Origin of the sequence: Alkalibacillus haloalkaliphilus C5 (assembly GCF_000269905.1) — a bacterium.
Lineage (GTDB): Bacteria > Bacillota > Bacilli > Bacillales > Alkalibacillaceae > Alkalibacillus > Alkalibacillus haloalkaliphilus_A.
In genome coordinates this window covers 1-12,324 of sequence record NZ_AKIF01000088.1, presented here as the reverse complement: position 1 = coordinate 12,324, position 12,324 = coordinate 1, and the positions used below count along the sequence as shown (strand labels likewise).

9 protein-coding genes and 1 pseudogene are annotated in these 12,324 nt (G+C 37.9%); 8 read left to right on the top strand and 2 right to left on the bottom strand.

The features are described from left to right. A partial coding sequence (locus A194_RS19430) for a S8 family serine peptidase (RefSeq protein ID WP_017186729.1) occupies positions 1-2,651 on the bottom strand: 2,651 nt, incomplete at its 3' end. A 280-nt stretch (positions 2,652-2,931) separates the two neighbouring features. Between A194_RS19430 and A194_RS0110090 the strand changes: the two genes are divergently transcribed. After that, on the top strand, positions 2,932-3,429 hold the full coding sequence (locus A194_RS0110090) for a hypothetical protein (protein ID WP_017186728.1): 498 nt from the start codon (positions 2,932-2,934) through the stop codon (positions 3,427-3,429). Positions 3,430-3,585: 156 nt separating this feature from the next. Here the strand turns inward: A194_RS0110090 and A194_RS18130 are convergent. After that, positions 3,586-4,553 (bottom strand): annotated as a pseudogene (locus A194_RS18130) (sugar phosphate isomerase/epimerase family protein). A 181-nt stretch (positions 4,554-4,734) separates the two neighbouring features. On the opposite strand from A194_RS18130, the gene A194_RS0110080 reads away from it, so the two are divergent. The 7 genes from A194_RS0110080 (at position 4,735) to A194_RS0110050 (ending at position 12,300) form a co-directional block, all read left to right on the top strand. Then, positions 4,735-5,724: a LacI family DNA-binding transcriptional regulator gene (locus A194_RS0110080; RefSeq protein ID WP_017186727.1), complete on the top strand. Its 990-nt coding sequence runs from the start codon at positions 4,735-4,737 to the stop codon at positions 5,722-5,724. 13 nt (positions 5,725-5,737) lie between these two features. Next, positions 5,738-6,745 carry a Gfo/Idh/MocA family protein gene (locus tag A194_RS0110075; RefSeq protein ID WP_017186726.1) on the top strand — a complete coding sequence of 336 codons (1,008 nt, stop codon included), beginning with the start codon at positions 5,738-5,740 and terminating at the stop codon, positions 6,743-6,745. A gap of 37 nt (positions 6,746-6,782) precedes the next feature. Continuing rightward, positions 6,783-7,589 carry a sugar phosphate isomerase/epimerase family protein gene (locus tag A194_RS0110070; RefSeq protein ID WP_017186725.1) on the top strand — a complete coding sequence of 269 codons (807 nt, stop codon included), beginning with the start codon at positions 6,783-6,785 and terminating at the stop codon, positions 7,587-7,589. A gap of 14 nt (positions 7,590-7,603) precedes the next feature. Continuing rightward, a complete protein-coding gene (locus tag A194_RS0110065) occupies positions 7,604-8,593 on the top strand; it encodes a Gfo/Idh/MocA family protein (protein WP_017186724.1) in 990 nt (329 codons plus the stop codon). Between the two features lie 90 nt (positions 8,594-8,683). Next, positions 8,684-9,667, top strand: a complete 984-nt coding sequence (locus tag A194_RS0110060) for an ABC transporter substrate-binding protein (protein ID WP_017186723.1) — start codon at positions 8,684-8,686, stop codon at positions 9,665-9,667. A gap of 81 nt (positions 9,668-9,748) precedes the next feature. Then, on the top strand, positions 9,749-11,275 hold the full coding sequence (locus A194_RS0110055; protein ID WP_017186722.1) for a sugar ABC transporter ATP-binding protein: 1,527 nt from the start codon (positions 9,749-9,751) through the stop codon (positions 11,273-11,275). Then, the gene (locus A194_RS0110050) at positions 11,257-12,300 is read left to right on the top strand and encodes an ABC transporter permease (protein ID WP_017186721.1); all 1,044 of its coding nucleotides are present in this window, start codon (positions 11,257-11,259) and stop codon (positions 12,298-12,300) included. Before A194_RS0110055 ends, A194_RS0110050 begins: the two co-directional genes overlap by 19 nt. Positions 12,301-12,324 lie beyond the last annotated feature (24 nt).

Sequence of the window (12,324 nt, the reverse complement as noted above, 5' to 3'; positions counted from 1 at the left end):
CGTAGTGTCCGATTATCATAAGTACCAACATATAAATAATCGTCACCTAAAGCAGACCCAAAAAATGATGAAGCACCTAAATCGTTTGCCCATAACGTATCACCGCTTTTTTTATCTAATGCATATAAAGTTGCATCATCATTAAGACCAGAGCTTACATATAATGTGTCACCTTCTACTATTGGTGATGCATATATAGCGGCTTGTCCAATGAAGCGGCTCCAAATGGTACTACCAGTTTCTAAATCTAAAGCATAGATTGACTGGTCATCACCGCCTGAAACGTATACAACATCCTCCTCAATAGTTGGTGTTGAGCGGTTTGTGCTACCAAAACGAACAGCCCAAGATTCTTCACCAGTTTTTGCATCTAAAGCTACAATCCAGCCACGGTCAGTTGTTAGAACTATGGTGTCATTGGTGGCACTTGGAGTGGAAAAGAGAATTTGTCCACGTGAATCAGTATCGTAAGTCCAATCTAGGTCTAAATGATTTTCATCAATAACATTTGGTGAGACAGCATTACGCTTATAGTTATGGTTAGCAGTCTTCCAATCCTCATGACTTACTTCCGATTGTTCATTAACTTCAATAGTAAGGTGCTGCTCTTCTGCAAGATTTATAGATTTTGTTACACCGTCAAATGTTTGACCACTTACTTGCAATTCGTAAGTGTCAATAGGTAAATTGTTAAAAGAGAATTGTCCGTTTTGGTTAGTTCTTTCAGGCTGAAGTGGCGTATCTTTTAGTCGAACAAATGCATAAGACACCGGTTCACCATCTTCATTTAAAACTTCACCGGTTAAGGTGTCTCTTTCGGCAGATGAAAGAGTCCAGTTTACTTCAGTTGTCCCGTCTTTCTCGATTGTAACGTTTGTTTCATATGTTTCGTAACCAAATCCGTCAACAATAACTTCATGGTCACCTTCTTGGATTGTTAAATCGATTTGACCGTCTTCTTCTAGAGAATAAGTTAAATCTTGTTCTGGTAATTTAATTGTCGCAGGGACTGGCTCTCCATCCTCATTTAAAACTTGGCCTACTAATTGACCAGAGAAAGCAACTTCAGTAACTGCTTGATGAATATTAATAATTCCAGATCCATATATGTCATTTGGCGTTTCACCCATGTGTGGTTCTACTCGAGCTGTTCGCTCAAGGTGACCTTTTATATCATCAATCGTTAAGTTTGGGTTAGAGCTTAATAATAAAGCAATGGAACCAGCTACGTGTGGGCTTGCCATAGATGTTCCGCTAATGGTGTTGTATTCTCCTCCTGGCCAAGCAGAGTAGATCTCATGTCCAGGAGCAGATACTTCAGGTTTAGTGTATCTAACAGTTTCACCTTCATCATTTTCCCAAAACACTGGACCTCGACTTGAGAAACTTGCTACTTGATCGTGTATGTTTGTTGCACCAACGGCGTAAGAATCAGGGAAACTGGCCGGTGAACCAATTGTTTCTGCACCAGGCCCACTATTACCAGCTGAGAAAAGTGGGAAAATACCCGCTGCTACCCATGCTTCGACACCTTCATAAAACTCAGTGTTATATGTGTTGTTATTTCCCCAAGAGTTGTTAACGACATGAGGAGCTTTGCTTGGGTCACCACCAGGGGCTAAAAACCACTCAAAAGCTTCATGAATAGCTGATGTTGTTGTCGCACCGTTGTCATCAAAGATCTTTGCTGCAATCCAATCAGCTTCTGGGGCAACGCCAATTGGTTCTCCATCCCCTCCGCCAACAGCTGTCCCAGCGACATGAGTTCCATGCCCATGACCATCAGTTGGGTTGTCATAACCGTGACCTGAAACGTCAATCCATGAGTATTCGTGGTTGCCGTCTCGTCCGCGATAGTTATGCTTTAAAGCTTCGTGTTCACCTTCGACTCCTGTGTCCATAATTCCAACTACAATGTCTTCACCTTTAATTCCGTAGTCTCCCCATACATCAGGAGCTGAAATCTTTTCTAATCCCCATTCAGGAAGTCTAGGTTCAGTTGATTCAATTGTAATCTCAGGAAGTTCGATAACTTTGTCGAGAGTGATTTGGCTAACGTCATCACGCTGTTGAATCGTGTCTAAAGCATCTTTGTCGATAGTAGCAACAATACTATTATTAATCCATAATTGCTTTTGAATTTCGACTTGTTCGTTTGCAGTAGAATTACTAATTTCTCGGATAAAAGTTTCTTGAGAGGTTTCTGCTTTCGCTTGGAGGTTTTGTTTAATTGAGTCAATTCTTTGCTCGCGAGGTTGATGACTAATTTCTTCATAAAGTGTGTTCATATTTTCTTGTTCAGTTAATCGAATAATGACATCGACTTTTTCGTTTTGTTCTAATTGTGTCTTAATATTAGGGTCAACTTTCGGCGGGGCGTTTGGTTTTTCTTGAGAGGATGAACCTTGCAAATTTGGTTCGAAGCCTAATCCATCGAGGATTGAAGATAAGTCTTCCTCTTCAATGCTGTTAGGTGATTGTTGTTCTTCTTGATAAGCGAGTTCTCGTTCTTGTTCAGTACTTTCATCTGATTGTTCGACTTGGTCTGCTTGAGCAGATATTGTGAACGCACCATTGGAAAGGAAACTCGATGACGTAATCACAATAATGAGTAATAAGTGCAACCATTTATGTCGGTTGAGCTTTTTCATAAATACCCTCCTTAAAATAATAATCCTCCCCTTGGTATAGTACATTCATTAAAGCTATATAATCTCCTTCAAGAATGGTTACAAATGAACCCAAAGTATTACTGTTTCTTTTTCTAATAGTTCTATTTATTGATTGAAAAATGTCGTAACATACTGTTTTATGGTGTTTGATAACATAAAAATTATGAGTGATCTAGGTAATACATAAAGCGTATAAACAGATGTCATTGAAAACTTTGCTATAATAAGCTCTAATACTATAAGAAAAGGGGTGAAGTATATGAACGATTCATGGGAAAGCTTAAGGTGGGATATTAAGTCATTAATTGTTGTAGCTAATATTTTGGGGTGTTTTATTGTTATTACAGTTGTCTCTGTTTTTATAGGGGCAAACACGATATTAGCTGTCACTAGCTCAATTATATTTCTATCAATTGGTATACTATCAGTTGGTTTTGCTTTTGCACCTAACTTACAAGCGAACACAAAAGGGTTAATTTCGATGATTTTATTTTCACTAGGTTTTGCTATTATTCTAGTATTGTTTATGCCTATACAAGTTGATGTTTGGTCAGAGGTCATTTCACTTTTGGGATTATTTATAGCTGTAATCGTGTCAATTGTTCGTTATTTTATTCAACTTGATCAAGAGCAATCTTATAAAAATGTAGATATTAGAAACCGTATGCGTAAGTGGTCCCATTCAGATCAATTCAAAGATCTAACAGAAGAGGAAGCCAAAGAAATACGGGCTGTTTTTGATAAACATCAGATATAACAAACGCTTGGAAAAGTGTTGTGAAAGAGAGTGAGAAAGGTTGCAAAGATAGGGAATTTTAGCATTTTAGAGTAAGGCGCAACAGGAAGAGTTCTTCAAAAGTCGTTGAAAGGCTCCCCCTCATACTCATAATGAAGTTGAGGGGGAGGTGATTTTTTAGGCCCACCACATATCTTCAACTGATTCTTTGACCATAATAGGTTTAAGTGTATCGACTGCCTTAGTAAAACCTTCATCAATGGACATCAAACCGTCTTCATGTTCGATACTGACAACATAATCATAATCATATAATCGGAGAGCACTGATCATATCTGCCCAATCTTTTGAGCTGTGGCCAAAGCCTACTGTCCGGAAGTACCAGGCGCGATTCTTCATGTCAGCGTAGGAAGTCATATCAGTTAGGCCATTTTTGTTAATATTGTTTTGGTCAAGTACTGTGTCTTTAGCGTGAAAGTGGTGAATAGCATTTTCTCTACCGAGTATTTTTATTGATTCGATTGGGTCAATACCTTGCCACCACATATGGCTAGGATCAAGGTTCGCACCAATGGCAGGACCGCATGCTTCTCTAAGTTGAAGAAGGTTTTGGGGTGTGTGGACAGAAAAGCCACCATGAAGTTCTAACCCTATTTTTATACCGTGCTTTTCCGCAAACTTAGCCTTCTCTTTCCAGTAAGGAATAACTTTCTTTTCCCATTGCCATTTTAATATTTCTTGAAATTCTGGAGCCAAGGTGCGACTGGCCAATTAGGATGTTTTGCATCCTCGTGATCACCAGGACAGCCTGAGAAAGTGTTAACAACAGGTACTCCTAACTTGCTGGCTAACAATACTGTTTTGTTAAAAAGTTCATCATCTCTTTGTGCTATATGTTTTTGAGGGTGTAAAGGGTTACCGTGACAACTAAGAGCACTAATCGTGACACCTCTTTGGTGTACTGCTTCTAGATACTCCTTTTGCTTCTCTTCACTTTCTAGCAATTCATCAACTTTGCAGTGTGCGTCACCAGGGAAGCCGCCAGTTCCAACTTCAATAGCTTCTATCCCTTTGGATGATACATAATCTAGCATTTCTTCAAAAGTTTTTTCGGAAAAAAGAACAGTAAAAACACTAAGTTTCATACAAAGACCTCCTTAAAATGTAAACCGTTACATTATATTATATCAAAATAAAACAACAATTAAAGCAATTTTCACAAAAATCAAACACTTTTATATAAGTTATTGACATACTATTCACAATATTTTATCATTTAATTGTAAACGATTTCATACAAATATTTGAAAGAAGGAAGAAAACTGCATGGCAAATATACATGAAGTAGCAAAACAAGCAGGAGTTTCAAGTGCAACAGTATCTCGTGTTTTAAACAACACTTCATCTGTAACAGAAAAAACGCGTCAAAAAGTGGAGCAAGCAATTAAGGAATTGAATTATGAACCTAGTATGTTAGGGCGAAATTTACGTAACTCTGAAAGCAGATTGTTACTTGTTTTAATTCCGAATTTCTCAAACCCGTATTATACAGAGATTATAAATGGGATTGAAGATTTTTCAGTTGAACGTGGTTATAACATTTTGCTGTGTGAGACTGACTCGAATCCTACGAGAGAGAACACTTTCTTTAATATGGTCAAGAATAAGTTGGCTGACGGAATTATATCGATGGATCCAACTATCAATATGGCTAAGCTGCAAGAATTAGCAAAAAAACACTCAATTGTATTGTGTAGTGAATATGATGAGTTAGAACGCATACCCTATGTTGCCATTGATAATGAAGCGGCAGCTTATAAAGTCATGAAACATTTAATTAGATTAGGGCATGAAAATATTGCGCTTATTAACTCAGATGAGAAGTTCTTATATGCGCGACAACGTCGAAAAGGGTATGAACGGGCTTTAAAGGAATTTGATTTGCCCTTAAGGAAAGAGTACATATACAACACTAACAATTTGGATTTCCAAGGTGGTGCACAAGCTATGAGGAAATTATTACAACTCGATGAAATACCTACAGCAGCTTTTGCTGTTTCAGATACACTTGCAATTGGCGCACTAAAAGAACTCAATGTAAAAGGTATGGACGTCCCGGATGCTTTTGCGTTGGTTGGCTTTGATAATATTAGCTTTTCTAATATGACAAACCCAACGTTAACAACGGTGGCACAACCTATGTATCAAATGGGAATTGCAGCTGCTAATATGCTAATTGACCAATTACAAGGAAAACCAGTAGATAGCGTAATGTTAGAACATGAATTAATTATACGTGAGTCAACTCTAAATTGAGGAGGGACTGATTATGGGGCTTAAAGTAGGAATTGTTGGGTGCGGTTCGATCACACGGTTTAGGCATGCACCTGAGTATTATGCAAACCTATTAGTTGACGAAATAGTATTTTTTGATCGTAACCGACACCGAGCAGAAAGTCTGGCAAAAGAGTTTGAAGGAAGTGTTGCTAACCGTTTCGAAGATTTAATTAATGATGAAACTATTGATGCGATTAGTGACTGTTCTTCGAATGAAGTTCACCATGTACATACAACTAAAGCCTTGTTAAATGGAAAACATGTTTTATGCGAAAAACCTTTAGCTATTTCAAGTGAACATGCTAAAACAATCTTAGATGCTCAAACGAAATCAGGTAAAAAATTAATGGTAGACCATAACCAACGTTTTACTAAGGTCCACCAGAAAGCACGTGAAATTATTCTAAGTGGTGATTATGGTGACGTATTATCTTTTAAAACAACATTTGGTCATAGTGGGCCTGAGGATTGGGGTGTTACTAAGTCCAATGCTACATGGTTCTTTAAAAAAAGTCGCTCCCATTCAGGGGTAGTTGGAGACTTAGGGATCCATAAAATCGACTTAATTCACTACTTAATCGATGATGAGATAGAAGAAGTGAAGTCATTTATTGGTTCTTTAGATAAAGTTGATGAAAATAACAAATCAATTGAAGTATGTGACAACGCTGTCTGTATCTTCAAGACGAAAAAAGGACGATTAGGCAACGGGAGTTTTTCATGGACTTATTATGGAGAAGAAGACAACTCAACGACGATTTATTTACAAAAAGGTATTTTAAAAATCTATCATGATCCAGAAAATCAACTAATTATAGAGCAGCCTGGTGGAGAGAAGGTCAAATATGAACTTGAGCATATACAAACTAATGATAATCAAACTAATACAGGTGTAATTGACTCATTTGTAGACTGGATTGTATCGGGTGTTGAGCCACCGGTCAAAGGGGAAGATGCATTAAGTTCATTACAGATTGTTGAACAAATAGTAAATGGTTAGAAATAAAATGTAACGGTTTTCATTGGAGGTGGATTAAATGATTAACCAACTTGCTTTAAACACTAATACTTATCATGGTTTCTCACTCAATGAAGCACTTAAAGGGGCTTCAGAAGCTGGTTTTAAACAAGTAGAAATAGCAGCAGTGCGTGACCACACTGCACACGTGACAACAGATTTTACTGATGCTGAATTCGAGGAAGTTCAATCCTTGTTAAGTGAGTATGGTTTAACATGTGTTGGGATAAGTGGTCACAGCAATGTGATGTCTCAAGAGGGTGTAAGGCAACTTGAGGAGAACATAGACTTAGCTAAAATTTTTAACTGTGACTACGTCGTAACAGCAACAGGGGATTCTCACGGGGATAGTGATGTTATTAGTGATGTTAACAAGCTAGTTAGAAATTTGGAACCAGTAGTGGAAAAGTGTGAACGATTAAATAAAACGTTAGTCATTGAGACACACGGTAATAACTTTGCCACAGGACAGTCTTTGTTAAAGTTAGTTGAAGCATTTAACAACCGAGTTAAGATCAATTATGATACGGCCAACGTGATTTTTTATGGTTATCAACAACCCTATGAGGATTTAAGTGAAAGTATTGAACATGTTGAATTTATTCACTTGAAAGATAAACAAGGTCCAGATTATGAATTTAACTTTCCTGCAATAGGTGATGGCTATTTAGAATACGATCGTATATTCAACATTTTATCAAAAGCTAATTATAAGGGGCCGATCAGCGTAGAGCTTGAGTTCACACCCGATGGTCCTGGTGGAATTGGGGATGTCAACAACGCAGTAAAACGCTCCTATGACTATTTAAGTCGATTGTTGAAATAAAAGGAGGGAGCCCGATGTTAAACATCGCATTAGTTGGGTTAGGGTTTATTGGAGAAACGCACTTACAAGCATACAAATCGGTCAAAGAAGCGAGAGTGCATACAGTTTGTACAACTCAGGCTACCAGTGAAAACAAATTCAGTAATTATAAAGTTGTTAAGGAGTTTGACTCCGTATTGGCTGACCCAGAAATAGACGTTGTAGACATCTGTCTTCCTACATTTCTTCATGAACAATATATCATAAGAGCTGCACGGGCCAAGAAGCATATTATATGTGAGAAACCTTTAACCTTAACTGAAGAATCAGTGAAAAGAATACTTCAAACTGTAAATGATGAGGGGGTAAGGCTTTTTGTTGGGCATGTTGTTCGTTTTTGGCCTGAGTATCAAGAGTTAAAACATTACATTGACCAAGGAAAGCTGAACGGTGTTAATTGGTTCACTGCAAAAAGGTTAGGTCAGTTTCCTACTTGGAGTAACTGGTTTAAAGATCCTGAGAAAAGTGGCGGGGCCTTATTTGATTTGCACATACATGATATCGATTTTGCTTACTATTTGTTTGGTGGTGTTGATTCCGTTTACGCGATCGGTCAACAAAGTGAAGAAGGAGCATGGAGTCAAATGTTGACCAACATCCGTTTTAAAAATGGTGTTCAAGCAGCTATAGAATCTTCACACGAAATGCCGAATGGGTACCCATTTACAACGGAGTACCGTGCACAGACTTCTAAACAAACCCTCTCCTATCAAATGAAAGCTGGTAGTAATATAGATGATTTGCAAAGTACTACACATAGTTTTGAACTATTTAATGGTGAAGTAGTTGAACCTCTTAGAGTCTCTAAACATGATCCTTTCATCTTAGAACTTCAATACTTTATAGATTGCATTAATGAAAATGTAGAAAACAATGTTATTCCCTTGTCAGATGTGAAGTATGTGATTGGTTTAATTAATTCTATTAAGAAGTCTTTAGAAACTAAGGAAGTGGTTAGATTGTAATGGTGGATATTAAAAATGTGGTCAAACTCACATTATTTAATATATGGCTCACGATATGTGGGGGGCAATTAATAAACAGGAGGGTTCATTATGAGAAAGGTCATTTATTTGTTGGCAGTACTCGTTCTTACTTCAATGTTTGTTTTAGTTGGGTGTGGAGAAGGAGATGAAAGTGGGTCTGGTGATGGCAGTGGAGACTCAGGTTCTGATGGTGAGAAACACAAAATTGGTATTTTGGCCCCAGAAGTGACACACGGTTGGGTAGCTGCTGTAGCCTATCATGCGGAGCAACGTGCAGAGGAGCTATCTGATCAAGTAGAATACCAGATTCAAACAAGTAGTGATGCAGGGGAAATGACAAGTCAGTTGGATGACTTAATGACTTGGGGAGCGGAGGCTATTGTTGCTTTCCCTCAGTGGGAAGGGATGGAAGTACCGATCCAAAATGCGTTAGATGAAGGTGTTGAGGTCGTTAACTTTGATATTGTTATAGATGCTGATGGTGTTTACCGTGTTGCCGGAGATAATAAAGACATGGGTGTGCAAGGTGCACATTATATTGTAGATAAGATCGGTGACAATGGTCATGTAGTAGCTCTTGAAGTACCATCTGCTGGTTCGGTTTCGGAATTAAGGATGGAAGGCTTTGAAGAAACAATTGCAGAAATAGCGCCAGATATGGAAATTAGCACTTATGCGACAGAGTTTACAAGAGAGGATGGATTACAAGATTTCCAAGATATTTTAACTAGTAATAGTCAAATTGATGCTGTGTATTCCTTGGACGATGAAACATCTGTAGGTGTTATTCAAGCAATCCAAGAATCCGGCCGTGACGACATTCAAGTCGTTACTGGTGGCGGTGGTATGCAAGAGTATTTTGAAATGATGCCAGAGTATGATGAGTTATGGGTTCAGTCAGCTTTATATAGCCCGGCAATGGTTCAAGATGCAGTTGATATGGCTGTGGACATCTTAAATGGGGAAGATGTGGCAGAGGACAAAATAATTCCTACAACTGTTGTGGACCGTGAAAACCACGAAGAGTTCTTAGACGAAGATTCACCATACTAGGTTGGTAGTTTTGTGAAAAGTATAGGAGAGATTATAGTTCACCTGTAATCTCTCCTTATCATTAATTATGGAAGTGATCTTATGCAGATTGAAATGCTTAATGTTAATAAATCTTTTGGAAGTAACAATGTCTTAGAAGATGTTTCAATTACAGTTAACGGTGGAGAGATCTATGCTTTACTCGGTGAAAATGGTGCCGGTAAATCCACCTTAATGAACATCTTAGGTGGGGTGCTGCCGATGGACCAAGGTGAAATCTGTATTAATGGAGAAAAGGTGAGCTTTGAAAAACCAGCCGATTCTCAGAGTTCAGGGATTGCTTTTATTCATCAGGAGCTTAATTTAATTAATGATTTGCCAGTCTATGAAAACATGTTTATAGGTAGGGAACCCAAAAAGAAGTTTGGTACGCTAGATCACAAAAAAATGATAAAAGAAACAGAAGATCTCTTCAAGAGAATGGATATTGACTTGGATCCTAAAGCTATGGTGGGAGATCTTGACGCATCATATAAGCAAATAGTGGAAATTTGTCGAGCGATGTCAACAAATGCATCTATCATCATAATGGATGAGCCAACAACTTCATTGACGGATACGGAAATTAATCGCGTTTTTGGAATGATGAATACTTTACGTGAACAAGGGGTAGGGTTAATTTTCATTTCTCACAAATTAAAAGAGGTTAAGCGAATTTGTGATCGCTATGCTGTTTTACGTGATGGTGGATTAGTATCAGAAGGTTATGTAGAAGATGTTACGATTAATGATATTGCTAGGTTTATGGTTGGTTATGATGTTAGAACTGAACCGCTTATACGTGAAAGACCCTTAGGAGAAGAAGTGTTACGTATTGAAAACCTTACATATGAGCAACAATTTAAGGATATTAGCTTTTCAATCAAAGCGGGTGAAGTAGTGGGGTTTACTGGCCTTCTAGGGGATGGAAGAAGTGAACTTTTTCAATCTATTTTTGGTTCGAAAGGGGTAAGCTCAGGCGCCATATACGTTAATGATAAGAAAGTGTCAACAAATAGTACAATGGATGCGATCAAAAATGGTATTGCTTACCTTCCACGAAACCGGAAGGAAAACGCCATTATTAGTGATATGGATATTCTTGAGAATAGTGCCATTGCTACATGGCCGCAGTACTCTAAGTTCGGAATTATAAATAAAGATATTCACAAGCAACAATTTGAAAAACAACGAGACAAACTTAACATCAAAATGGATAAGTGGACAGATAATATTACTAAACTATCAGGTGGGAACCAGCAAAAAGTTGTGCTTTCGAAATGGTTAAATACGGGTCCAAAAATACTAATTTTAGATAACCCAACTCAAGGTGTTGATGTAGGTGCTAAAGAGGATATATATGATATTATTTTAGATTTGGCTGACCAAAAGATTGCTGTTGTCGTTCTATCAAGTGAAGCCCAAGAAATTATTAGGGTTTGTGACCGAACAATGGTTATGTATCACGGGACGGTTCAAGGTGAATTAAAAGGGAAAGAAATGACTGACCATAACATCATGACTTTAGCGACTGGGGGAGAGTTAGAATTAGAAGGTGAGGGGAAACCGTTATGGAAGCAGGAGCAGTAAGTGTAAGGAGGGGCTTTGTCGATTGGTTTAAGGATAAGTGGCAAAACGACCCTTTGTTTAGTATCTTCATCGCTTTAATAATTATGGTTATATTACAAACGTTAACTCTTGGGTTTGACTTTAACTCTTTTGGTGAATGGTTTCAGACATGGGTTAATAACTGGATCAACATACTAAGAAATAACGCAGGAGTAGCTATTGTGGCTTTAGGTATGACGTTTGTAATCATGACGGGTGGAATTGATTTATCCGTAGGAGCAACTTTAGTTGCAACAGGTGCTTTTGCCATGACTTTGATCGACATTGGCGAACGTGGTTTATTTGCAATGATCGGTATAACAGGTGTTCCTGCTATTATTTTCACTATGTTGTTAACCATGGCATTTGGTTATTTACTTGGTTCATTGATTGGTGTAACCGTGACAAAAGGATTGGTACCGCCATTTATTGCGACTTTAGGTGCTATGATGGTTTTCAGAAGTGTTACTCAGCACTTTATGCAAGGTTACAACCCTAGAGTTCCAACTGAGTTTTTGCAAATTGCTAGCTTTAAAATAGGTAATGTTATGATTATGCCAATTATATATTGGTTACTCATAGCGGCCATTATGTACTACGTTTCAAAAAGAACGACATTTGGAAGACAGATTATAGCTGTTGGCTCAAATGAAAAAGGTGCAAGGTTGTCTGGTATCAATGTAGATAAGGTAAAATTACGTGTTTATGCTCTTATGGGACTACTAGTTTCTATTGCGGCGATCATTCAAGTATCTCGTGTAGGTTCAATGGACTTTGCTGGTGCAGGAAGAGGTTTAGAGATGGATGCTATAGCAGCTGCAGTTGTTGGTGGAACAAGTATGATGGGTGGAAGAGGTTTTATATTAGGAACTGTATATGGTGTATTAATTATAGCTGTTCTTAATAATTTATTAAACTTGTTTGGAGTCCCTCCATTATTAAGAGATGCATTTAAAGGATTAATTGTCATTGCAGCTGTGTTACTTCAACGTAAGAAGATTATTTAACTCTAACTCGCCGTTATGGCGAGT

Coding starts and splice junctions, on each gene's coding strand:
- A194_RS0110080 (WP_017186727.1), top strand. CDS start 4,735: ATGGCAAATATACATGAAGTAGCAAAACAAGCAGGAGTTTCAAGTGCA.
- A194_RS0110075 (WP_017186726.1), top strand. CDS start 5,738: ATGGGGCTTAAAGTAGGAATTGTTGGGTGCGGTTCGATCACACGGTTT.
- A194_RS0110090 (WP_017186728.1), top strand. CDS start 2,932: ATGAACGATTCATGGGAAAGCTTAAGGTGGGATATTAAGTCATTAATT.
- A194_RS0110060 (WP_017186723.1), top strand. CDS start 8,684: ATGAGAAAGGTCATTTATTTGTTGGCAGTACTCGTTCTTACTTCAATG.
- A194_RS0110050 (WP_017186721.1), top strand. CDS start 11,257: ATGGAAGCAGGAGCAGTAAGTGTAAGGAGGGGCTTTGTCGATTGGTTT.
- A194_RS0110065 (WP_017186724.1), top strand. CDS start 7,604: ATGTTAAACATCGCATTAGTTGGGTTAGGGTTTATTGGAGAAACGCAC.
- A194_RS0110055 (WP_017186722.1), top strand. CDS start 9,749: ATGCAGATTGAAATGCTTAATGTTAATAAATCTTTTGGAAGTAACAAT.
- A194_RS0110070 (WP_017186725.1), top strand. CDS start 6,783: ATGATTAACCAACTTGCTTTAAACACTAATACTTATCATGGTTTCTCA.